This window comes from Acidocella aluminiidurans, assembly GCF_055383125.1.
In genome coordinates, this window is record NZ_AP031589.1 from 667,572 (window position 1) to 689,088 (window position 21,517).

The 21,517-nt window shown below is 67.0% G+C and carries 18 protein-coding genes; 6 read left to right on the forward strand and 12 right to left on the reverse strand.

Annotated elements, in window-relative coordinates:
- Nucleotides 1–47: 47 nt before the first annotated feature.
- Genes tyrS through ACZ46S_RS03480 form a run of 3 tightly spaced genes read right to left on the reverse strand, consistent with a single transcriptional unit; the run spans nt 48 to nt 3,707 of the window.
- Nucleotides 48–1,283, reverse strand: a complete 1,236-nt coding sequence (gene tyrS / locus ACZ46S_RS03470) for a tyrosine--tRNA ligase (protein WP_464063374.1) — start codon at nt 1,281–1,283, stop codon at nt 48–50.
- A 4-nt stretch (nt 1,284–1,287) separates the two neighbouring features.
- Nucleotides 1,288–2,496 carry a glycosyltransferase family 87 protein gene (locus ACZ46S_RS03475; RefSeq protein WP_464063375.1) on the reverse strand — a complete coding sequence of 403 codons (1,209 nt, stop codon included), beginning with the start codon at nt 2,494–2,496 and terminating at the stop codon, nt 1,288–1,290.
- A complete protein-coding gene (locus ACZ46S_RS03480) occupies nt 2,493–3,707 on the reverse strand; it encodes a glycosyltransferase family 87 protein (protein WP_464063376.1) in 1,215 nt (404 codons plus the stop codon). The genes ACZ46S_RS03475 and ACZ46S_RS03480 overlap by 4 nt, the downstream gene beginning before the upstream one ends.
- 45 nt (nt 3,708–3,752) lie before the next feature.
- Between ACZ46S_RS03480 and ACZ46S_RS03485 the strand changes: the two genes are divergently transcribed.
- Nucleotides 3,753–4,847 carry an anhydro-N-acetylmuramic acid kinase gene (locus ACZ46S_RS03485; RefSeq protein ID WP_464063377.1) on the forward strand — a complete coding sequence of 365 codons (1,095 nt, stop codon included), beginning with the start codon at nt 3,753–3,755 and terminating at the stop codon, nt 4,845–4,847.
- Here ACZ46S_RS03485 and ACZ46S_RS03490 read toward each other — a convergent pair.
- From ACZ46S_RS03490 to ACZ46S_RS03505, 4 genes are all read right to left on the reverse strand, one after another.
- Nucleotides 4,829–6,574: a hypothetical protein gene (locus ACZ46S_RS03490; protein ID WP_464063378.1), complete on the reverse strand. Its 1,746-nt coding sequence runs from the start codon at nt 6,572–6,574 to the stop codon at nt 4,829–4,831. The two genes, ACZ46S_RS03485 and ACZ46S_RS03490, sit on opposite strands and share 19 nt — an antisense overlap.
- Nucleotides 6,571–8,001 (reverse strand): FMN-binding glutamate synthase family protein, encoded by a 1,431-nt coding sequence (locus ACZ46S_RS03495; RefSeq protein WP_464063379.1) that lies wholly within the window; start codon nt 7,999–8,001, stop codon nt 6,571–6,573. The genes ACZ46S_RS03490 and ACZ46S_RS03495 overlap by 4 nt, the downstream gene beginning before the upstream one ends.
- Before the next feature lie 101 nt (nt 8,002–8,102).
- On the reverse strand, nt 8,103–9,467 hold the full coding sequence (locus ACZ46S_RS03500; RefSeq protein ID WP_464063380.1) for an ATP-binding protein: 1,365 nt from the start codon (nt 9,465–9,467) through the stop codon (nt 8,103–8,105).
- Between the two features lie 8 nt (nt 9,468–9,475).
- A complete protein-coding gene (locus ACZ46S_RS03505; RefSeq protein ID WP_464063381.1) occupies nt 9,476–10,705 on the reverse strand; it encodes a penicillin-binding protein activator in 1,230 nt (409 codons plus the stop codon).
- A gap of 44 nt (nt 10,706–10,749) precedes the next feature.
- Between ACZ46S_RS03505 and rsmI the strand changes: the two genes are divergently transcribed.
- Nucleotides 10,750–11,643: a 16S rRNA (cytidine(1402)-2'-O)-methyltransferase gene (gene rsmI, locus ACZ46S_RS03510; RefSeq protein ID WP_464064320.1), complete on the forward strand. Its 894-nt coding sequence runs from the start codon at nt 10,750–10,752 to the stop codon at nt 11,641–11,643.
- A gap of 14 nt (nt 11,644–11,657) precedes the next feature.
- Here rsmI and pdxH read toward each other — a convergent pair whose 3' ends face one another.
- Nucleotides 11,658–12,236 (reverse strand): pyridoxamine 5'-phosphate oxidase, encoded by a 579-nt coding sequence (pdxH, locus tag ACZ46S_RS03515; RefSeq protein WP_464063382.1) that lies wholly within the window; start codon nt 12,234–12,236, stop codon nt 11,658–11,660.
- A gap of 100 nt (nt 12,237–12,336) precedes the next feature.
- On the opposite strand from pdxH, the gene fabI reads away from it, so the two are divergent.
- The 4 genes from fabI to ACZ46S_RS03535 all read left to right on the forward strand — a co-directional run bounded on the left by fabI (nt 12,337) and on the right by ACZ46S_RS03535 (nt 15,763).
- Complete coding sequence (fabI, locus tag ACZ46S_RS03520; protein WP_295739430.1) at nt 12,337–13,179, forward strand: enoyl-ACP reductase FabI; 843 nt, start codon at nt 12,337–12,339, stop codon at nt 13,177–13,179.
- Nucleotides 13,180–13,181: 2 nt separating this feature from the next.
- Entirely contained in the window at nt 13,182–14,255 is a 1,074-nt protein-coding gene (gene aroC / locus ACZ46S_RS03525) for a chorismate synthase (RefSeq protein WP_464063383.1), read from the forward strand.
- A gap of 57 nt (nt 14,256–14,312) precedes the next feature.
- Nucleotides 14,313–15,263 (forward strand): GGDEF domain-containing protein, encoded by a 951-nt coding sequence (locus tag ACZ46S_RS03530; protein WP_464063384.1) that lies wholly within the window; start codon nt 14,313–14,315, stop codon nt 15,261–15,263.
- A 119-nt stretch (nt 15,264–15,382) separates the two neighbouring features.
- The gene (locus ACZ46S_RS03535) at nt 15,383–15,763 is read left to right on the forward strand and encodes a hypothetical protein (RefSeq protein WP_464063385.1); all 381 of its coding nucleotides are present in this window, start codon (nt 15,383–15,385) and stop codon (nt 15,761–15,763) included.
- A 157-nt stretch (nt 15,764–15,920) separates the two neighbouring features.
- Here ACZ46S_RS03535 and ACZ46S_RS03540 read toward each other — a convergent pair whose 3' ends face one another.
- The 4 genes from ACZ46S_RS03540 to ACZ46S_RS03555 form a co-directional block, all read right to left on the reverse strand.
- Nucleotides 15,921–16,334, reverse strand: a complete 414-nt coding sequence (locus tag ACZ46S_RS03540) for a hypothetical protein (RefSeq protein WP_464063386.1) — start codon at nt 16,332–16,334, stop codon at nt 15,921–15,923.
- Between the two features lie 123 nt (nt 16,335–16,457).
- A complete protein-coding gene (gene rpsD, locus ACZ46S_RS03545; RefSeq protein ID WP_026438762.1) occupies nt 16,458–17,072 on the reverse strand; it encodes a 30S ribosomal protein S4 in 615 nt (204 codons plus the stop codon).
- Between the two features lie 129 nt (nt 17,073–17,201).
- The gene (locus ACZ46S_RS03550; protein ID WP_464064321.1) at nt 17,202–18,815 is read right to left on the reverse strand and encodes a Hint domain-containing protein; all 1,614 of its coding nucleotides are present in this window, start codon (nt 18,813–18,815) and stop codon (nt 17,202–17,204) included.
- A 7-nt stretch (nt 18,816–18,822) separates the two neighbouring features.
- A complete protein-coding gene (locus tag ACZ46S_RS03555) occupies nt 18,823–21,468 on the reverse strand; it encodes a hypothetical protein (RefSeq protein WP_464063387.1) in 2,646 nt (881 codons plus the stop codon).
- Between the last annotated feature and the right edge of the window lie 49 nt (nt 21,469–21,517).

Here is a 21,517-nt window from a genome sequence, read left to right on the forward strand (position 1 = left end):
TTTAGGGGGTCCAAGGGGGGATTTTTCCAAAAATCCCCCTTGCCTTCTTATCCTTCGAGTTTGACGAGCACGTGCTGTTTCTTGCCCACAGAGAGCTTCTGCTCTGGCTTGGGGGCGATCATCTGCGCCTCATCGCCAATGGTGACATCATCCAGCTTGGCGCCGCCACCGCGAATGAGCCGCCGCGCCTCGCCATTGGAGGCGGCCAACCCGGCTTTCACCAGCAGCGCGAATGCCGGCAGGCCCGCGCCGAATTCGGCGGCGGTGAGGGTGATCGATGGCAGGCTGCCGGCGGCGACCCCTTCGGTGAAGAGCTTGCGGGCGGTCTCGGCGGCCTCCTCGGCGGCGGCGCGGCCATGGGCCAGGGTGGTCGCCTCGGTGGCCAGGATGATCTTGGCGCTGTTGATCTCGGCACCGCCCAGGGCTTCGAGGCGGGCGATTTCGTCGAGCGGGACGTCCGTGAACAGGCGCAGGAAGCGGCCGACATCGGCATCCTCGGTGTTGCGCCAGAATTGCCAGTAATTGTACGGGCTGAGCTTCTCCGCCGAGAGCCAGACCGCGCCGGCGGCGCTCTTGCCCATCTTCTGGCCAGAGGCGGTGGTGATCAGCGGCGTGGTGAGACCGAAGACGCTCTTTTGGTCGGTCCGGCGCACCAGCTCGATGCCGGAGACGATATTGCCCCATTGGTCGGAGCCGCCCATCTGCAGCACGACATTGTTGCGGCGGTTGAGCTCGCGGAAATCGTAGCTCTGCAGGATGGAGTAGTTGAATTCCAGGAAGGTGAGGCCCTGCTCGCGGTCCAGCCGGCTCTTTACGGAATCGAAGGAGAGCATGCGGTTCACGGAGAAATGCACGCCGACCTCGCGCAGCAGCCCGATATAAGAGAGCTTGTCCAGCCAGTCCGCGTTGTTCACCAGAATGGCGTCGTTCGGGCCGTCGCCGAAATTGATGAAGGCTTCCAGGTTTTTGCGGATGCCGATCAGGTTGGTGGCGATCTGCTCGTCACCCAGCAGCTGGCGGGCTTCCTCGCGGAAAGACGGGTCGCCGATGCGGGTGGTGCCGCCGCCCATCAGCGCCACCGGGCGATGGCCATGGCGCTGGAACAGGCGCAGCAGCATGATCGGGATCATGTGGCCGACATGCAGGCTGTCGGCGGTGAGGTCGAACCCGGCATAGCCGGCGATGGAACCGTTCGCGCAGGCGGCGTCCAGCGCCTCCTCGTCGGTGCATTGGAAGATGAAGCCGCGGGCTTTCGCCTCGGCCAGAAATGCGCTGTTCGCCATGGTTCTACTCCTGTGCCGGCGCGGGTAGCACAGGCGCAGGCTGGGGCAAAGCCGTGCGCCACAAGGCGGCGAGGACGATGAGCGGGGTGAGCTCATGCCCGGTGGCGATGGAGATGACCAGGCAGAGGCCAGGCCAGAGGAAGAGCAGCGCGTCCAGGATGCCGATGCGCCAATGGCGGCTTTGCGCGGATTGGGCGAGGATCACGCCATAGGCGGTCATGTAACAGGTATATTCGTAGGGCACGGCGATGAGGTTGAGGCAGATGGCGGCGGCGCAAAGCTGCGCCGGGCGCCATTTCACCAGGAGCATGGCGGCAAATGCCGCCAGCGTGGCCGCGATCTGAAGCCCCGCCGTAAGCCCGGTGCCAACGCCGAAACTACGCAACATCCAATAAACCGAGGCGCCCCAGCCTTGTTCACCTGCGGCATCGAAGGGGGCGGCCAGCAGTGCGAGGCTCTGGCCTCGCCCTTGGACAAGATAAGCCCGCCAAGCCTCCTGACCAAAGCAGAGATAAGACAGCAGACAAAGCCCCAACCCCACCGCGCCGCACGCGGCAAACGCGCGCCAGCGACGCTGTCCCAGCCATAGAACCGGCAAGATCAAGCCCAATTGCGGCTTGATGGCGAATAACCCGGACAATGCGCCGCCCAGTACCGGGTAACGCTGTCCCAGACGGATTGCGGCAAGCATCAACGCCCCGCCCAACATGCCAAACTGCACGAGCTGATAATCGATAAGTGCCGCCGGGCTGAGCAGCCCGATGGCGATGACCGCCCAGCCATAGCCGGCAAGACGCAGAAGCAACAGCGAGGCGATGATGCAGAAACCGATCCAGCTCAGCGCCGCGATTTCGAAGGGCAAATGCGAAAGCGGCGCCAGGACCAGCAAGGTCGGCGGCATGTAGAAGAAGGTCTGGTAGGGGAAATGCGGGATCAGCATCTGTCCCGCCGCGTCGATGAAACGAGGTGGCGAATAAAGAGTCGCGAACTCATGCGCCTGAGCCAGCTTACCGGCCGGCCAGAAGACGGAAAAATCGCACTCGGGCCGGTTGCAGGGCGCATCCAGCCCGATCGGTTTGCCGGCGAGATAACCCAGGCGCGGCCCCATATGCTGGGCAAAGGCAACAAGGAAAATGCCCCAAACGCCGAGCAGGATGGCGATGGCGCCGAAGCGGTCGATGAAGCGCAGATAGGCGCGCAGGCGCATGGTCATGGATATGGGCGTTTCCTCTGGGCGGACTCAAATACAAGACGCAGCAGGCTCGCCATAATGATCAGCGGTGAAAACAGATGGCCGGTTTGGATGGCAATAAGGGGGCAGAAGGGCGGCCACAGCCAGAACAGCAAGTCCGTAATGAAGATACGCCCGCCGCGGCGCTCGGCCAGGGCCGCCAAGACCCATGCACCACCCACCATGTCGCTGATATAACCGTAAGGCGTTGCCAGCAGCGTCAGCAAAACGGTGGCGGCGACGCGGTCAAGGGTTGGTGCGTCTGACCACCGCCAAATCCAGATCGCCGTCAGCGCGGCGAAACCCGTCACGCAAGCCTGCACCAAATTGGCCAAAGCGAGGCCAACATGGAAACTGCGCAGCATCCAGAAAACGGAAATCCCACCGCCCATATAAATATGCGGATTGAATGGGAGGTTGATGACGGCTCTGGTTTCCTGAACTCCATAGGTGAAATATGTGGCCCAGACAGATTTGCCGAAAAACAGCGTCGTGAACCCGGCCAAGGCTAATACGCAAACGATAAAGCCCACGGCACTGCGCAGATTTTGCCGTGCGAAGGCGACAGCCGGTGCCAACAGCCCAAGCTGTGGCTTGAGCGCCAAAAATCCCAGCAACGCCCCCGCCTTCCCCGGTTGGTCGAGGGCGCGCATTAGCCCGGCCACGAAAATGGCACCGCCGACGATGCCGATCTGGCCAAGCTCAAGACACCAAACTGCAGCAGGGCTCAGGCAACCCGCCAGGATCACCAGCCATGACAACCCAGCCCAGCGCAACAACAGAATGGCCGAAAGCAACAGCGCCGCGCTCCAGGCGAAAAAGCTTGGCTCGAACGGCAAATAAGCCGCCAGCGCGCTGGGAAGCAGCATGGGGGGCGGGTAGAAGAATGCCTCGACACCAAGCTGGAGATTGAACAGATGCTGCTGGAATGCGTGAAATCGCGCAGGATCGTAAATCTGGGTGAAGGCGCCATGCCGGGCGAGAAGCCCAGCCGGCCAGAAGGCGGTGAAATCACATTCCGGCGTCTGGCACGGTGGATCGATATGTACCGACGTGCCAAACAAATAAGCCAGTCGCGGCAGCATATGGTCAAGCGCGGATTTCGTCCACAATAACCAGAAACAGCCCAAAACGACCCATAGCAGCGCGGTCCAGCTCTTTCCGAACCAGGCCAGGTCTCGTCTCACATTCATGCCGCCTCTTGCCCTGCTCCGCCTCTCTCGCTTAGCACAAACATCATGACAGCCAATGCCGCCGCCCGTACCTACCGCGCCATCGGGCTGATGTCCGGCACCTCGCTGGATGGGGTGGATGCGGCCTGGATCGAGACCGATGGCGAGCATGTCAGCGGCTTCGGGCCGGCGGCGACGTTGTTGTACGATGACGCGTTGCGCGCCCAGCTGCGCGGCCTGCTCGACCGGGCGCCGGACCTCTCAGCGGATGATCCGGCCGTGCTGGACGCCGCCGCCCGGCTGACCCGCGAGCACGCGCTGGCGGTGGCGCTGCTCGGGCGCGCGGCCGATATTGTCGGGTTTCACGGCCAGACCATCCTGCATGCCCCAAAAGCCGGGCGGACCTGGCAGATCGGCGATGCGGCGCTGCTCTCCCACATCACCAGGCTGCCGGTGGCGTTTGATTTCCGCACAGCCGATGTCGCCGCCGGCGGCGAGGGCGCGCCGTTGGTGCCGCTGTTTCACGCGGCACTGGCGCGGGAGCTGGAAAAGCCGCTGCTGATCGTGAATATCGGCGGGGTGGCGAATGCGACCTGGCTGGGCGCGGCGGGCGAGATCATCGCCTGCGATACCGGGCCCGGGAATGGCCCGCTGGACGATCTGGCGCAGGCGCATCTCGGCCAGCCTTATGACAAGGGCGGCGCGCTGGCCGCTGGCGGGCAGGTTGACCAGGAGCGGCTGCAACAGCTGCTGGCACATCCTTTCTTCGCGCAACCCGCGCCAAAATCGCTCGACCGGCTGAGTTTCTCCAGCCTCATCGACCAGGCCACACAGGGCCTCGTACCGCCCGACGCCGCCGCCACGCTGGCGGCGTTTATCTGTGCCGCGATTGCGCAGACGCCCTTCCCCGCCTTGCCGAAACAGGTGCTGGTCACCGGCGGCGGCCGGCATAATGCCACGCTGATGGCGGGGCTCGCCGCGCGCTTTGCGGTGCCGGTGCGCCCGGTGGAGGCGGTGGGCTGGAATGGCGATGCGCTGGAGGCGCAATGTTTCGGCTTCCTCGCCGTACGCACGCTGCGCGGCCTGCCGCTCTCGCTGCCCAGCACCACAGGGGTAAAAACCCCGCAGACCGGCGGCCGGATTTACGGGACGATCTTGTAGAGCGTCCAGCCCGCCGCATCGCTGCCGATGGCGCGCAGCCAGGGCGGCACGCTGGCTTTGTTCAGCGCGTCCCAGAGCGTGTCGGGCGGCAGATTAGCGACCAGCAGATAGCGGCCGGGCATCGGGCAGAACAGCACATATTTGGCGCCGGTATCCGCCACCGCCTGCGGCTCGCTGCTGCCGGGCACCGCGCGCCAGGCGGCGCGGTCGCGCATGAAGGCGGGCACGCCATGCTCATAGAGTGAGCCGACGGTTTCGATCTGGCTGCGATAGAGCAGCTCGGGCGTGTCCTCGGCGCGGGCCAGCACCACCTGCCCCGCCGCCGGGGCCAGCAGCTTCGCGATATGGCGCAGGCTGCAGGAAGGATAGGAGCGCCCGCCCGCAACTGCCTTCGGCGCCGCGCCGGCCCGCGCCGCCAGGAACGGCACCAGCAGGATCAACGCCAGCAGAGCGATGCGTTTCACCCCCGCCAGCGCCCCCTGCATCCCGCTCAGCGCCACCGGCAGCAGGCAGGCCGCGAACAGGGCCGAGAAGCAGGTGAAAAGCAGATAGAAATAGCCCAGCAACAGCGCCACCAGGGCGCAGAGCGCGACATAGGCCCACGCCCAGGGGGCGCGGCGCGGCGTGCCCAGCAGCGCCGGCGCCGCGAGGTCCACCAGCGCCGGGCGGCGCTCCGCCCAGGCCCGCCGCGCGGCGTAGAGAACCGCCCACAGGCCGGGGAGCAGGAACACGATCAGCTCGCGCCCGCGCGGGGCCATCTGTTCGGTGATCACCCCGAACATCGCCTTCAGCTGATCCGGCGGCAGCAGCCCGGACGGGCCCTTGATGACGCCGGGATAGGTCGCGATCCAGGCCGCCAGCGGCACCCCCAGCACCGCCAGCCCCAGCGGCCCGCGCAGCCGCGCCGGGGCGCGCGCCTGCACCCGCGTCAGCACCGCGGCGCTCACCAACAGCACCAGCGCCATGCTGAAATAGACGATGGAGAGCCGGTCGATCTCCGGATCGCCATAGCCGCCGGCCGGCGGGTCGATGAAGAAGGCGATGCCGATCACGTCGAAGCACCCGGCCGCGGTGGCCAGGATGGTGGTGGCGTTGCGGGCATAAAGCCAGCGCAAGCCCAGCCCGGCATAGGCCATCAGCACGAAGGGCATCGTCTCCGGCGTCATCCAGATGCCAAAGCCCCCGGCCAGACCGGCCATGAAGCCGAGCCCGACATCGCCGCGCAGGGCGCGCAGCACGAAGCCGGCCGTCAACGCGATGAAGACCAGCAGGGCGATGTGATAATGCACCACGCCGGGCAGCGCGATCGAGGCCAGGGCCGGCAGGATGGCGGCGGCAGCGGCGGCGGACCAGAGATGCCGGCGCAGCGCCAAAGGCTCCACCGCCCAGGCGCACACCGCCCCCAGCGCGCCTACCCCCAGCGGCCCCAGCGCCACCCCGGCGGCGAACAGCGCCTTATGCCAGCCGATCACCAGGCTCAGCGGGGCCGCCATCAGCCACAGAATGATATCGAGCAGCCGCGACCATTCCACCATCACCCCCGCGCCGGAATCATCCCGCGCGACGCTGGTAACGAGATGGCCGAGATGCACACCCTGCTCGATGCGCAGCAGCCGCATATAGGAATCCGGGTCCTGCAGGCTGCCCGCCAGCACGCTCGGCCATTGATGCAGACCGAGCAGGATATTCAGCCCGGTGCTGAGCAGAAACAGCAGGCCGTAGATCAATTGGACTGTGCCCGGAACCCCGCCACGCCGCTCTCCAACGCGGTGACATGCTTGGGTGCGAATTTGCTGGCATCGGTCACGCCGCAGCTATGCGCGATGATCTCCACCTCATCGCGCATCTTCAGCGCGTAGCGCGAGACGCGCACCGCCTTGTCGGTCGGGTCCAGCCCGGCGATCAGGCGTTTGTCGGCGGCGGTGACGCCGGTGGGGCAATGGCCGGTGCCGCATTTCATCGCCTGGATGCAGCCCAACGCGAACATGAAGCCGCGCGCGGAGGAAACGAAATCCGCGCCCATGCACAAAGCCCAGGCCACCTTGTCCGGGGTGATCAGCTTGCCGGAGGCGACGATGCGGATGCGGTGCTGCAGCCCATGCTCGTAACGCAGCGCCGCGACATAAGGCAGCGCCTGGGTGATCGGCAGCCCGACATAATCGGCCAGCGATTCCGGCGCCGCCCCGGTGCCGCCCTCGCCGCCATCGATCTGGACATAATCCGGGCAATGCTCGGGATTGTCGGCGCAATCGCCGAACCATTCATCGAGGAAGGCCGGGTCGCCCAGCACGAATTTCACCCCCACCGGCTTGCCGGTGATGCTGCGTACGCGATGCACGAATTCGCCCAGCTCGGTGACGCTGCCGATATCGCGGTGGCGGTTGGGGGAGATGCTGTCCTGCCCCGGGGTGATGCCGCGGATCTCGGCGATCTCCTGTGTCACTTTCGCGCCGGGCAGGATGCCGCCTTTGCCGGGCTTCGCCCCTTGCGCCAGTTTTACCTCAAACATCTTCACCTGCGGGTGTGCGGCCAGCTCGCGCAGCCGGGCCTCGGAGAGATTGCCCTCGGCATCGCGCACGCCATATTTCGCGGTGCCGATCTGCATGACGATATCCGCCCCGCCCTCCAGATGATAGCGGCTCAAACCGCCCTCGCCCGTGCTCATCCAGATGCCCGCCAGCTTCGCCCCGCGCGAGAGCGCGGTGACGGCATTGTTGCTGAGCGCGCCATAGGACATGCCGGAGATATTGAAGAAGCTGGCGGCCGGATAAGGCTGCTCACAGGCGCCGGGGCCGTTGGCGATGCCGATCAGCTTGCCGCCGTAAGCGCGCTTATCCTCATCCAGCACCGGAAAGGCGGCGTTGCGGAACACGAAGCTGGGCACGGCCTCCGAGCCGAAGCTGATGAAATTGGAAACCCCCTTGGCGGAGCGATAGACCCAGCTGCGCTCCAGCCGGTTGAACGGGCGCTCCACCCAGTCCGAGAGATATTGGTACTGGCGCATATAAGTGCCCCAGGTTTCCGCGAAATAGCGGAAATGCCCGATAATGGGGAAATTGCGCAGCACGGTATGCCGGGTCTGTGTCTTGTCGTGGATGAACAGCGCGACCAGACCGAGAATGATCAGCACGATGATGATGGCCAAGATGGTCATGCGGGGGGTCCCTCTCCTGCTGTTGGTTTCATTAACGGAGAAGTTTGGGGATGTCTTGGGGGCGCTGGTCGCCGGCGCGCCCTCCAAAAGCTTTCGCCATTTTAGCGCACGGGGCCGGGGAGCCAGACGGAGAAAGAGCTGCCCTGGCCAAGCTCGCTCTCGATCACCAGCCGGCCGCGATGGCGCGAGACCACATGCTTGACGATGGCCAGCCCCAGCCCGGTGCCGCCAATATTGCGCGACCGGCCTTTATCGACGCGGTAGAAACGCTCGGTCAACCTCGGAATATGCTCGCGCGGGATGCCCGCCCCGTCATCGCTCACCGAAACCAACACCCCGCCCGCCGGAAAGCGTTCATCCTGGGCGATGCCGGCGGAGAGCCTCACCCGCCCGCCCGGCTTGCCGTATTTCAAGGCGTTTTCGAGGAGATTGGTGAAAACCTGGGTCAGCTGATCGGCATCGGCGGCAACCCGAGGCAGATCCGCCGGCACCTCCACCAGCAGGGTCGTCGCCTGCGCCCTGACCATCGGCTCCAGCCCGGCGACGATGCGCTCCAGCAGCGGCGGCAGGTGCAGCAGCTCCTTCGGCGGCGAATGTTCGGAAATCTCGATCTTGGAGAGCGAGAGCAGATCGCCGATCACGCGCTGCATCCGCGCCGCCTGCTCGGCCATGATGCCCAGGAAGGTTTCCTGCGCCTCGCGGTCATCGGCGGCGGGGCCGCGCAGCGTTTCGATGAAGCCGATCAGGCTGGCCAAGGGCGTGCGCAGCTCGTGGCTGGAATTGGCGACGAAATCGGCGCGCATCTTCTCCAGCGCGCGCTCGCGGGTGCGGTCGCTGACCAGCATATAGACCGGCCCGCCGACCGGGATCATCGTCACTTCCAGATCCCGCTTCACCGGCGCGGCCAGCACCACCTCCCGGCGCACCGGCGCGGCGCTGGCCAGCACTTCGGCCAAAGCGTCGCGCACATCCGGGTGGCGCAGCAGGGCCGCCGTCTCGGTGCCGAAGGCGGTGATCGCGCTGTCATTGCGCCAGAGCAAGGCCCCATCCTCGCCCAGCTTCAGCAGCGGGTCCGGCAGGCGCTCGACTAGGGCGCGATCCTCCGCCGCGCTGGCCACGTGGCGGCTGCGTAGCAGCCGTTCGGCATGGATCAGCCGCAGCGCCTCGGCCCCCAGATCGCTCATGCCGGGGATCAGCAGATGCCGGTCGGTCGGCAGCGATTCCGGGGCGGTGCGCAAGGCGCGCACCAGCCGGGTCATCGCCACCACATCGCGCCCCAGCAACAGCGCGAATAGCAGCGCCACCAGCGTGCAGACCGCCCAGGCGGCGAAAGCCAGCAGCGGCCGCAGATCCCCCAGCGCCGCGAGCAAGGCAAAGACCAGGCTGGGTGTGAGCCCCAGGCCGAAAAACAAAGCGAGGGCGGCGGGGCCGGCCTTGTCCCAGCTATTGCCTTCGGGCGCGGACATCTGACGGCTCAGGGGCTATTGAGGCTGGCGGGCGCTGGCGAGGTGATGGTCGGCTGCCCCGGCGTGATCGAGAACACGGCCAGGCCACGCCTCACCGTGCCATCCGGGTCGAGCACCAAGAGCCCGTCAGTCCCGGTGAAGCCGGAGGGGGCACTCAGCGTCTGCACCGTATAGCCGCCATTGGCGGCGGCCAGCTTGGCCAGGGCGGCGGCATCGAAGGCGACATCCGCGATCGCCGGCGGCGCGCTGCCATAGGCGGCGGTGTATTTGGCATCGAAAGACGCGGCATCGGCGGGGTCCGGGGCGGCATAGATGGCGCCGCGCAGCGCGCTCTGCCCGGCCATGGCGCTGGCCAAGGGCGCCCAGAGCGAGGGGCCCATCAGCAGCACCTGCGGCGCCGAAACATCGTAATATGGCAGGAAATTCGCCAACTCCGCCAGGGTGTTGCCATCCGTCGCGCCGATGAACAGAGCGTTGAAGCTGGGCGGCGCCACCTGCTGGCGGCGCAGCTCGCGGGCCTTGGCCAGCCCTTCCGCCGTGTTGCTGTCCTTCGCCGCCTTGATCTGCGCCATCAGCGCCTCACCGCGCCCGCTCCAGTCCGACAGCGTGCGCACGGCGTTATTCAGGCTGGAGAAGCCCGGCTCGTAGAACTGGATCTGCGGCGCCGGCTCGCTCAGCTTGGCGGCTTCCTGCTGCAGCGCCTGGCCGAGGCGATGGCCGAAATCCGTATCCGGCAACAGCCCGGCGAGTTGGGTATGGCCGGCATCGGAGGCGGCCTGCACGACGCGGCGGACCTGTTGCCCGGGCGAGATGCCCAGCGGCCAGACGCCCGGCTGCGCCACCGTGCCGTCATTGGTGAAGGCCAGGACATTCACCCCGGCCTGTTTGGCGATGGGGGCGACCGCCTGGGTCTCGGCGGCGGTCAGCGGCCCGAGGATGATGCCATCCCCCGCCGCCAGCCCGGCCTGCGCGGCGCTCACCGCACCGCCAGCCGTACCGCCGGTGTCGCGAATATCCAGGGCCGGGGTGCTGCCGGGCGGAAACGCGATCTTGGCGGCATTGGCCAGGGCCTGGCCCACCGGAGCCAGCGGCCCGCTCAGCGGCACCAGCAGCATGACATTGCCGGATGTCTTGCCTGTGTTATTCGGGGTGCCGGCATTCGGCGTCAGCGCCGCGGGCAAAGACCCGCTGCCGTTGATCTGAGGGGCTTGCCCGGCGCAGCTGGCAAGGGCCAGCATGCCGCCAAGGAGTAGAGATGAGCGAAGAGACGGCACCAGGCGCAATGATTGATCCTCCAACGCAAGCCCCGCCCACGGCGATGGCCGGGGCGTCCCTGCCCGCTCTTGTGATGGTTTCGACGCCAATCGGCAACCTTCAAGATTTATCGGACAGGGCGAGATCGACCTTATCTGGGGTGAACGCGATCCTGTGTGAAGATACGAGAACCAGCGCGGTGCTGCTGCGCGCCCACGGAATCAGCGCCAAATGCGTCGCCTTGCACGAACATAATGAATCCGCCGCGATTCCCCGGCTTGTGGCGGCGATGCAACAGGGTGAACGTTACGCTTTGATCTCTGATGCCGGCACGCCCTTGGTCTCTGACCCCGGCTACCGGCTGGTGCGCGCGGTCATCGAGGCGGGGCTGCCCGTCTCCGGCGTGCCCGGGGCGAATGCGGCGGTGCTGGCCCTCACCCTCTCCGGGCTGCCGCCGCAGCCTTTTCTGTTCACCGGCTTCCTGCCGCCCAAGTCCGGCCCCCGCCGCAGCGCTTTCGCCGGGCTGCGTGGCGCCGAGCTGGCCGGGCTCAGCGCCACCCATATTTTCTACGAGGCCCCGCACCGCCTGGCGGAATTCCTCGCCGATGCCGCGAGCGCCTTCGGCGACCGCCCGGCCGCGGTGTGCCGGGAGCTGACCAAGCATTATGAGGAGGTGCGCCGGGACACGCTGCCGGCCCTGGCGGCGCATTACGCCGAGCACGCGGCGCGCGGCGAGATCGTCGTGGTGGTCGGGCCGGCGCCAGCGGAGGAGACCGGGGCGGAGTCGCTGGATGAGGCGCTGCGCGCGGCGCTGAAGAGCCTCAGCGTGAAGGATGCCGCCGCCGCCGTGGCCGCCGCCACCGGGCTGCCGAAAAAGCAGGTTTATAAGCGTGCTCTGGAGATGGCGCAGGGGGAGGATTAGCCCCCTGCCCGCCGTTACGGGTAAAGCCGCCCGCTGGTCCAGCCGCCTTCCGCCTTGCTGAATATCAGCCGGTCATGCAGGCGGAAATCGATCCCCTGCCAGAACTCGAAATAATCCGGCGTCAGCCGCCAGCCGGACCAGAAGTCCGGGCGCGGCACCGTCTGGCCGGCGAAGCGCGCTTCCATTTCCTGCAACTGGCTCTCGAACAGGCTGCGCGAGGCCAGCGGGCGGGATTGCGCGGAGGCCCAGGCGCCCAGCTGCGAGCCGCGCGGGCGGGTGGCGAAATACGCGTCGGCCTGGGCCGGCTCCACCGGCGAAATCGCGCCTTCGATGCGGATCTGCCGCTGCAGGCTCTTCCAGTGGAACAGCAGCGCCACGTGCGGATTGCCCGCCATATGCTGGGCCTTGCGCGAGCCGAGATTGCCATAGAACACGAAGCCGCGCTCATCCCAGGCTTTCAGCAGCAGAATCCGGGCCGCCGGCCGGCCTTCGGGGGAGACCGTCGCCACGGTCATCGCGTTCGGATCGTTCGGTTCGGTGCGCTGCGCCTCCTCGAACCAGAGACCGAACTGGCGGAAAGGATCCTCGCTCATCGTCACTTATGCTCCTGCGCGTCTTGTGAGCCTTGATTGGCGCTGTCCTCTATGCCACCAACCGGACCCTCAGACGATAGCAGCACGGAGATGAGCCGCGATGGCCGACACCGATACCGAATCCGCCCTGCCCCAGGGCACGTTGATGCAGGGCAAGCGCGGCCTGATCATGGGCGTGGCGAATAACCGCTCCATCGCCTGGGCCATCGCCCGCGCTGTCGCCGCGCAGGGCGGCGAGCTGGCTTTCACCTATATGGGCGAGGCGCTGGAGAAGCGGGTGCGCCCGCTGGCCGCGTCCGTCGGCTCCGATATCCTGATCCCCTGCGATGTCGGCGACGATGCCGCCATCGATGCCGCTTTCGAGACCTTGAAGGCGAAATGGGGCAAGATCGACTTCCTGGTGCATGCGATCGGCTTCGCGGACAAGAATTTTCTGCGCGGGCGCTATGTTGACACACCGCGCGCGGTGTTCCAGCAGGCGCTGGATATTTCCGCCTATTCCTTCGCCGCCGTCTCCCAGCGCGCCGCCGCGATGATGCCCGATGGCGGCGCGCTGCTCACCCTCACCTATCTCGGCGGTGAGCGCTGGATGCCGCATTATAATGTGATGGGTGTTGCCAAGGCCGCGCTTGAAGCCTCGGTGCGCTACATGGCGGCGGATCTCGGCAAGGACAAAATCCGCGTCAACGCGATCTCCGCCGGGCCGATCAAGACGCTGGCGGCCAGCGGCATCGGCGATTTCAGCTATATTCTGAAATGGAACAAATATAACGCGCCGCTGCAGCGCAATGTGGAGCTGGAGGAGGTCGGCATGTCCGGCCTGTATCTGCTCTCCGATCTCGGCCGCGGCGTGACCGGCGAGACCCATCATGTCGATTGCGGCTATCATGTCGTCGGCATGAAGCACCCGGACGCGCCGGACTTCACCATCGCCAGCGAGTAATCATGTCCTTCAACACATTCGGGCAGCTGTTTCGCGTCACCACCTGGGGCGAGAGCCACGGGCCGGCGATCGGCGCGGTGGTGGATGGCTGCCCGCCGGGCATTGAGCTTTCGGAAGCGGATATCCAGCCCTTTCTGGATCGCCGCCGGCCCGGCACTTCGCGCTTCACCACCCAACGCCAGGAGCCGGACGAGGTGAAAATCCTCTCCGGCGTGCATGAGGGCAAGACCACCGGCACGCCGATTTCGCTGATGATCGAGAATACCGATCAGCGTTCGAAGGATTACGCCAATATCGCGGCGCGCTACCGGCCCGGCCATGCGGATGTGGCCTATGACATGAAATACGGCCATCGCGACCCGCGCGGTGGCGGGCGCTCCTCCGCCCGCGAAACCGCGATGCGGGTGGCCGCCGGGGCGATTGCCCGCAAGGTGCTGGGCGCGCGCGTGGTGATTCGCGGCGCCATGGTGGCGATGGGGGCGCATGCCATCGATCGCGCCAACTGGGACTGGGCGCAGGTGGAGCAGAACCCGTTCTTCTGCCCCGATGCGACCGCCGCGCAAGCCTGGGAAGGCGAGCTGGATGCGGTGCGCAAATCCGGCTCCTCCATCGGCGCGGTGCTGGAGATCGTCGCCGAGGGGGTGCCGCCGGGCCTGGGCGCGCCGATCTATGGCAAGCTGGATGCGGATATCGCCGCCGCGCTGATGAGCATCAACGCGGTGAAGGGGGTGGAGATCGGCGATGGGTTTGCCTCTGCCGCCTTGCGCGGTGAAGAGAATGCCGATGAGATGCGGATGAAGGATGGGGAGATTGAATTCCTCTCCAACCATGCCGGCGGCATCCTCGGCGGCATCGCCACCGGCCAGCCGATTCTGGCCCGATTCGCGGTGAAGCCGACCAGCTCCATCCTGATCCCGAAGCGCTCGGTGAGTGCCGATGGCGAGGAGGTGGAGGTGATGACCAAGGGCCGGCATGACCCGTGTGTCGGCATCCGCGCCGTGCCGGTGGGCGAAGCGATGTTGGCCTGCGTGCTGGCCGACCATCTGCTGCGCCATCGCGGCCAGACCGGGCGCTGAACCGCCCGGCCAAGCGGGCTTAAAGCGCTGTTAAGCATCGGGTTTTAGGAGTCCTTTATGACCCGTTCGCCGCTTTTTCCTCCCGCCGGCGCGCGTCTGGCGCCGGCCTCCTGGCTTGCCGTCGGCGCCACGCTCGCGGATTTCGCCTTCGAGACAGATCCGCTGGGCCGCTTCACCGCCTTTGGCCCCGGCCGCGCTTTGGGCCGCCCCACGGCGGCGCTGATGGGGCAGGAATTCACCATATTGCTGGCTGGCGGCAACCAGGAAGAGGCCGCGGTGAGCGCCAATGAGCTACGCTCGATCATCACCACAATCTGCGTGGAATGCGTCGCCTGGCACGGGCGGCTGCGCCTGGCCGGGCCGGATGGCGCCATGCGGCTCTATCGGCTCTCGCTGGCGCCGCGCAGGGAGGGCAGCCAGATCGCCGGCACTTACGGGCTGTTGTTCGATCTGGAAACACCCGATTTGGTGTTGCCGGACCGCCATGCCGAACGCGCCGCGCGTCCCGGCTTCAGCCCGGGCACGATGCTGGATGTGGAAACCGGGCTGTGGAGCCGCGCCACCTTCGCCACCGAAATCACCCGGCGGCTGGACCGGCTCGATGTCGAGGAGCAACCGGGCACGCTGCTTTATATCGGCTTCGGCCCGTTGAATGCGAAGCTGCGGCCGGCGGTGGCGTTGCGTCTCGCGGAGGAGCTGCGCGACATTATGCGCCCGACAGACCTGCTGGGCCGGGTGGGGGAGCAGGTCATCGGGCTTTGGTGCGATGGGATGGACCATCTCACCGGCGGCGAACGGGCGGCGAAATTCTGCACGACCTTGCCGGCCTTGCTGCCGGAACGGACGCTGCTGAATGTAGGGGTGGTGCCGCGCTGGCCGGGCAGAGGCGAGGATGCGGAAACCGTGATGGAACATGCGGCCATGATGCTGCGCCAACTGCAGAACGAAGACGCCCCCGAGCCCGGCGCCCCCAGCGCGCCGCGCTGGCGGGTCTGGCAGAGCGATTAGAAGCCTGCCCAGACCGAACGCCCTGGCAGGACAAGCCGCGAGAGGGGCAACAGGACTGGCAACAAGACTGGTTACAAGACGGGCGCGCGTTCCAGCTGCGCGTAAAGCGGCTTGCCGCCATGCAAGCCTGGCGCGATGATGGGGCGACGACCACGGAGCCCGCTCAGTTGAAAATTCTGCCCACCGCCCTTCTGGCCTGCCTGGCCGCCTGCCCGGCCCTGGCGCGCCCGCTGCCCAACCCGCCGCCCTCGGGCATCACCGTGCATCTGTTCGGCCCGGATTCCATCGGCTCCCAAATCCTGCCGGACGGCGCCAGCACGACGGGCGGCGCAAAACCCTCCGGCGGCGCGGACGCGGCGCCCGCTTCGCAGGCGCGGCCGGAGCCGACATGGGGCCAGATCGCCCACGAAATGTTCGTCACCGGCGACCCGGCGCAGGAAGCAGAGCCGCGCTTTGCCACCGGACGCGCCGGGCAGCATGCCGGCCAGCTGAACCAATAGCGCATCGGGTGTTTGTCTCGGCCCGCAATTCCTAAAGATATTTTGGGGGCTGGATTTTTTAAAAAGGCCGCGAAGCGATGTGGGGGCTTTTTGTAAAAAGCCCCCACGCCCCGAAAAACTTTTATAAGTTTTTCAAAGATTTGCTTTCATGTGGCCTTTAGCTATCCCGGGCGCGCAGCTTGGCCGCGTCGTCCTGCAGATGCTTGGCCATCTCATCCATATGCCAGGCTTCGATGTCGTAGAAGGTGACATAGCCGCGCTTGGCGGTGTCGATCTGGCTGAAATGATCGACCACCGGCTTGAAATCGGCCGCCTTGGCCTGGGCCAAGGTCAGATGGCCGTCATGGCTGGTATTGGCCGCATAGAAATCCGTCAGGAAACGCTGCGGGCCCATCCCGTGATGGTGCCAGGGGCCGCCATGCGGGCCCATCGGGCCGGGGCCCATGTCCCCCATCCCACCCGCCATCCCCGGCGGGGGCGGCGGCGGTGGGTTGGCGCCGTTATCGGCGGCTTGCGCGAAGGCGAGGCCAGGTGCCAGCGCCAGCAAAGAAGCAAAAACAATACGACGCATCGGATACTCCCAAGAAAACTGTCGATGCGCTCTTTCTAAGGCCAGCGTGTAACAGCCGCGTCTCGTCCTTGTGACCAAAAAAAACGGCGCCCGAAGGCGCCGTTTTCCTGGAAGATCCAGATCTTAGCGGGAGTAGAACTCGACCACCAGATGCGGTTCCATCTGCACCGGGAAGGGCACATCGGCCAGCTTCGGGGCGCGCAGGAAGCGGCCCTTCATGGCGCGGTGATCCACCTCGACATATTCCGGCACATCGCGCTCGCCGCTCTGCGCGGCATCGAGCACCACGGCCAGCTGCTTGGACTTCTCGCGGACCTCGATCACGTCCTCATCCTTCACCTGATAGGAGGGGATGTTGACGCGCTGGCCGTTGACGGTGACGTGACCATGCGAGACGAACTGACGGGCCGCGAACGGGGTGATCGCGAATTTGAGGCGGTAGATGACCGCATCCAGGCGGCGCTCCAGCAGCTCGATCAGGTTCTCGGAGGTGTCGCCCTTACGGCGCACGGCCTCTTCATAATACTTATAGAAGGCCTTCTCGGAGATGTTGCCGTAATAGCCCTTGAGCTTCTGCTTGGCCATCAACTGCACGCCGAAATCGGACGGCTTCTTGCGGCGCTGGCCATGCTGGCCGGGGCCGTATTCGCGCTTGTTCACCGGGGACTTCGCACGGCCCCACAGATTCACGCCCAAGCGGCGGTTGATCTTATACTTGCTTTCAGTGCGCTTGGTCATGGCGCAGTTACCCTTCTTGTTAAAACCGCCAGTAGTCTCTTCCGTTCAGCCACAATATCCTGTGGGCAAAACAGAGAGCGGGCGCGAGCGACCACCGCTCGTCCACGTTCCCGGCAACGAGGGGCGCGTCTATCCTGTTGAGCCGGGGGCGTCAATGGCCGGGGGCGGCCGAAATCCCGGAGGGCTGCCCTGCGCGCGCTGCCAGCTTTGCGGCAAGGCGGCGATGGCAAGCTGCCAGTGCCGGCGCGGCCGGGGGCTGAGCAGGCTGGCGCGGCTGCCCATCCAGTCCCCGATATCACCCGGCGCGCGCGCCAGCCAGCCCGCGCCCAGCCGCAAACCGGGCGTATCGCCCAGGCAAAGCCCCAGCGCCCGCCGATCCTCCGAGTCCGGGTCGGTCTCCGCCGGGGCGCAGGACGGGGCGAGCAGGATCAGCTCGCGCGCCGGCTGCGCCAGGCTGAACCGGGCCTGACGCCAGCCACCGGGGCCGGCGAAGCAGGGCAGCACATCCTGCCCCGCCGCCACGGCGCGCAGCCGGGGCAGGAAGCCGGGGGTGAAGCCGGCCCGCAGCGCCTGCTCGTGCAGCGTCCGGCGGATGGCGGCCAGACGCGGCCCGCCGGTCACGGTGGCGGCGAAGGGGCGGCGTGCCGGGCTGCGGCGCCCCAGCTCGTGGCTCAGCCAGTCCCGGTTGCCGTCGCAGAAATAGGATTCACAGGCCAGCCCCTCGGCCGATACCGCGTCATGGCGGTCCAGCTCCAGATGGTAATAGGTGATGGCGGGCATCGCCGTATCGCGCCGGATGGTGGCGCCGTTGACCAGAAGCGCGGCCGGCACCAGCACCCCCTCGACATAAACCCCGTGCGAAGGTGAGAGCCGCACCGGCCGGGCCGGCTTGCCGGGGCCAAACGCGCCGGGGCGGATCAGCACCGGGCGGGCCTCCTGGCCGGGGCCGTGATTGAGGTCCAGCACGCTCCAGCCCAGCCAACGCACCGGCCGGCGCTCGCCGCGGGTGGTGATCACCGGATCGCCCGGGCGCAGCGCCTCGATCGGGCGGTAGCCGTGCGGGGTGAGGATGCCGGTGCCGCGGGCAAAGCACGGGAGTTCGCCGCCGAGCGTGAGCAACGCCCCGCCGCTGCCATCCGCGATCACGCTCACCGCCGGCAGCGCCCCGGCGGCGGTGCCCAGCGTGAAGGACGCGGTGAGGCTGCCCTGAGCGTTGCGGACATTGATGGTGCTGCCCGCCAGCCCGACCAGAGACGGGGCGACGCCGACCAGATCCACCGCATCGAAGCTGGACATATTGGCGATGCCCGGCATGCCGGCGGCGACATCATCCAGAACCAGCAGGCTGGAGGTGCCGGTGAAGCTGATCGGCGTGCTGGCCAGATCGGCGCTGTTCAGCTCCAGAGTCGCCTGACTGCCGATCTCCACCACACCGCCGCCGATCAGGCTGCCCCCGGCCAGCAGCAGATCCCCGCCCTGGACGATGAGCGTGCCGGTATCGATGAGCGTGCCGGCATCGATGATGCCATGGCCCGCCAGCGTGCCGGCGAGGCTGAGCGTGCCCGCCTGCACGAGGCCATTATCGAGCTGCGCGTTGAACAGACTCATCGCGCCGGTGGTGGCGAGCGTCCCGGCGATGCTGAGCTGGCCGGCGCTTTCCACCAGGCTGGCCGCCTGCAGGCTGGTGCCCACGCCCAAACTGACAAGGCCGCCGCTGAGGTTGGCGGTGCCGGCGATATTCATCCGCGCGCTACCGCCCAGCGTCAGCCCGCCAGCACCGGCATAATTCCTGGCATCCAGCCGCGCGCCGCCCGCCAGGGTGACGCCGCCGCGATTGCCGAGGCTGCCCAGGGACAAAGTCGCCGCGCCGGTGGCCTCCAGCACCCCGCCGCTGCCCAGCGTCAGGCTTCCGGCGGCAAGGCTCCCGGCGGCATAGAGAGTGGCGTTGCCCGCGACGCCCACCAGCGCCGCGCCGCCAATGCTCATCGCCCCCAGCACGGCCAGGCTGCCCGCCCCGGCGCCGGAGGCGGCCATGGTCAGCGTCCCGGCCAGGCTGACCGCCTGGCTCAGCACCTCCAGCGCCCCTGCCCCGCCAACATCGCCCAGCGTGACATTGCCGCCCAGCGCCACCCGCGCCGCGCGCCAGCCCGCCGCCATCGACCTCCAGCGCGGTGCCGGAATAGCCGCTGGCCTGGAACGGGTCCTCGAAATCCACCGCGCCGGTGATCAGCGCCCCGCCCAGCGCGTGCGCCACATTATCGGTATAGAGCCCGCCGCTGCTGCCGAAGGAAACGAATTCGCCGGCGGTCAGCCCCAGTCCGGAATAGCCATTCACGGTGCCGGTGCTGCCTTTGCCGATCCCCTCATAATCGATCAACCCGGAGAGAATGCCCGACCCGCTGCTGATGGTGAGCACATCCAGCGCCCCGGTGCCGGTATAAAGCAGGGCGGCCAGCTGCGCGTTCATCAGCTGCAGATTGATCGCGCTCAGCGTCAGCGTGCTGCCAACGCTGCTCCCGACGCTCAGGCTGCCATGGGCGGTGGTCAGGGTCAGGCTGAGCGCCTGGGTCGTCGGCGCGGCCAATGCCAGGCTGAGGCCGAGCAATGGCTGCGTCACCCCGGCGCTGGCGGCGAACAGCCCGCCACTGCTGATCGTCGCCAGGCTGGAATGCAGCACCACCTCCGGGTCCCCGGCGGAATCGAAGCTGGTGGCGGGGAACAGTCCGGTGGGGATGTTGGCGGCAATCGTATAGCTGTCGGTAACCCCGTTGCTGTCCACCCCGGCGACGACGAAGCTGGAAGTGCCGGAGAGGGTGTTCACATCCTTCACCGTCAGCCCGGTGAGGCCGGGGAAGATCAAGGCGTCGCCGACCGCGAAGCCGGTGACGGTGCCGGAGAAATCCTGCGGCCCGGTGATGACGAAGGCGCCGCCGCTGCCGCCCAGCGTGCCGGCGAAGCCGCCGCCGATCGTCGCCACACCCGGCCCGCCAAAGCCCAGCGTCACACCGCTGGCAATGGTCAGCGGCGTGGTATTGAAAATCCCGAAGAGCGGGGTTTGCGGGCCGAGCACCATGACGCCGCCGCCAGCGACCTCCAGATGCGTGCCCGTCGCGATCATCCCGGCATCGATTTCCAGCGTGCTGCCGCCCAGCGCCAGCAGCGTGCCGCTGCCATCGATCATCCCGGACTGGGAAAACCCCCCGACGCTGAGCGTGCCGCTGCCCTCCAGGATCGCCCCGGCCGCCAGGCTGATCCCTTCCTGGTAGTCATTCGCAGCCCCGGCGCCGACCCCCAGCCCGTTGGCGAAATTCGCCACCGCATTGGTTCCCAGCACCAGCTCGCCTTGCAAGCTGGCCGCATTGCCGATGAGCAACTGCCCGCTCTCGATCACCGATTGCGCCGCCAGCCCCCCGAAATCATAGGCGGTGCCGCTGAGCAGCAACGAATTGGCCGGCATCTCCAGCACACCGCCTGCGGCAATAGAGAGCCCGCCGGCGGTGAGATTGCCCATCAGCGCGGTCAGCCCGGTGACGGCAAGCGTGCCGGCCAGGCTCTGCGCCCCGGTCACCAGCGTCTGCCCGCCCAGCGTATAGCTCGCGGTTGCCGGGGCGAGGCCGACATTATAGAGGAACAGATTGCCGTATGTGACCTCCTGCGGCAGCACCCCGCTGAGATTCCAGGCCTCATACTCAAGATGCTGGCCGCCGGAGATGGTCGGCCCGGCAAATTCCAGCGAGGTCAGCAGCGTGTTCAGCGCGCCGATCTCGTTCGCCGCCAGGGTCAGCTCGATGGTGCCGCTGCCGATGCCGCTGGCCTCGATCCCGGAGAGGGGGGAATAGCCGGGGAGCATCAGCACCCCCTCGGCCACGGACAAAGTGAGCTGCAGCGTCTCCTGCGCGCCCAACCCCATCGCCGCCAGGGCGCTGGCGGCGGGGTCGGCGAGCAGCAGAGCGGGAAGGGTCTGCGGCTGGTTGGGCGAAATCGTCACCAGCAAGGTCGGGTCGACAAAGGCCGGGGGGTTCTCCGGCACCAGCGTCAGCGCCAGCGTGCTGCTGGCCAGGCTCCCGTAATTATCGGCCGCCTGCAGGGAGATCAGATCCGTGCCCGCTCCGGCCGCCTCGCTGATCTGCAGGCTGGAGAGAGCCGCATTCACCTGTGCCTGGGAGCCCGAGATCACCAGCGTGTTGTTTTTGGCCGACACCGAGGCGCCGCTGGTGGCGCTGGCACTCATCGCCGCCGCCGCATTCGCCGCGACAAGCTCCAGCGTGATATTCGCGCCTGCATTCGGATCGCTCACCGCCAGGCCATAGGGCAGCCCCGCCAGGGAGGAGAGCGTGGGCTGCCCCTCGATGGCCGTGATCGTCGCGGGAAGCTTGATGCTGATGATGCCGCTCACAACGCCAGGTTACACGATTCGGTATCGCAATCAACCATCGATTTGTCCG

Excerpts from the sequence above, each read along its gene's own strand:
- ACZ46S_RS03530 (WP_464063384.1), top strand. The coding sequence starts at position 14,313 with ATGACCCGTTCGCCGCTTTTTCCTCCCGCCGGCGCGCGTCTGGCGCCG.
- rsmI (WP_464064320.1), top strand. The coding sequence starts at position 10,750 with ATGATTGATCCTCCAACGCAAGCCCCGCCCACGGCGATGGCCGGGGCG.
- ACZ46S_RS03485 (WP_464063377.1), top strand. The coding sequence starts at position 3,753 with ATGACAGCCAATGCCGCCGCCCGTACCTACCGCGCCATCGGGCTGATG.
- ACZ46S_RS03475 (WP_464063375.1), bottom strand. The coding sequence starts at position 2,496 with ATGACCATGCGCCTGCGCGCCTATCTGCGCTTCATCGACCGCTTCGGC.
- ACZ46S_RS03495 (WP_464063379.1), bottom strand. The coding sequence starts at position 8,001 with ATGACCATCTTGGCCATCATCATCGTGCTGATCATTCTCGGTCTGGTC.
- tyrS (WP_464063374.1), bottom strand. The coding sequence starts at position 1,283 with ATGGCGAACAGCGCATTTCTGGCCGAGGCGAAAGCCCGCGGCTTCATC.
- ACZ46S_RS03550 (WP_464064321.1), bottom strand. The coding sequence starts at position 18,815 with ATGAATATCGCCGGCACCGCCAACCTCAGCGGCGGCCTTGTCAGTTTG.
- aroC (WP_464063383.1), top strand. The coding sequence starts at position 13,182 with ATGTCCTTCAACACATTCGGGCAGCTGTTTCGCGTCACCACCTGGGGC.
- ACZ46S_RS03480 (WP_464063376.1), bottom strand. The coding sequence starts at position 3,707 with ATGAATGTGAGACGAGACCTGGCCTGGTTCGGAAAGAGCTGGACCGCG.
- fabI (WP_295739430.1), top strand. The coding sequence starts at position 12,337 with ATGGCCGACACCGATACCGAATCCGCCCTGCCCCAGGGCACGTTGATG.
- ACZ46S_RS03535 (WP_464063385.1), top strand. The coding sequence starts at position 15,383 with ATGCAAGCCTGGCGCGATGATGGGGCGACGACCACGGAGCCCGCTCAG.
- ACZ46S_RS03500 (WP_464063380.1), bottom strand. The coding sequence starts at position 9,467 with ATGTCCGCGCCCGAAGGCAATAGCTGGGACAAGGCCGGCCCCGCCGCC.
- pdxH (WP_464063382.1), bottom strand. The coding sequence starts at position 12,236 with ATGAGCGAGGATCCTTTCCGCCAGTTCGGTCTCTGGTTCGAGGAGGCG.
- rpsD (WP_026438762.1), bottom strand. The coding sequence starts at position 17,072 with ATGACCAAGCGCACTGAAAGCAAGTATAAGATCAACCGCCGCTTGGGC.
- ACZ46S_RS03540 (WP_464063386.1), bottom strand. The coding sequence starts at position 16,334 with ATGCGTCGTATTGTTTTTGCTTCTTTGCTGGCGCTGGCACCTGGCCTC.
- ACZ46S_RS03505 (WP_464063381.1), bottom strand. The coding sequence starts at position 10,705 with ATGCTGGCCCTTGCCAGCTGCGCCGGGCAAGCCCCTCAGATCAACGGC.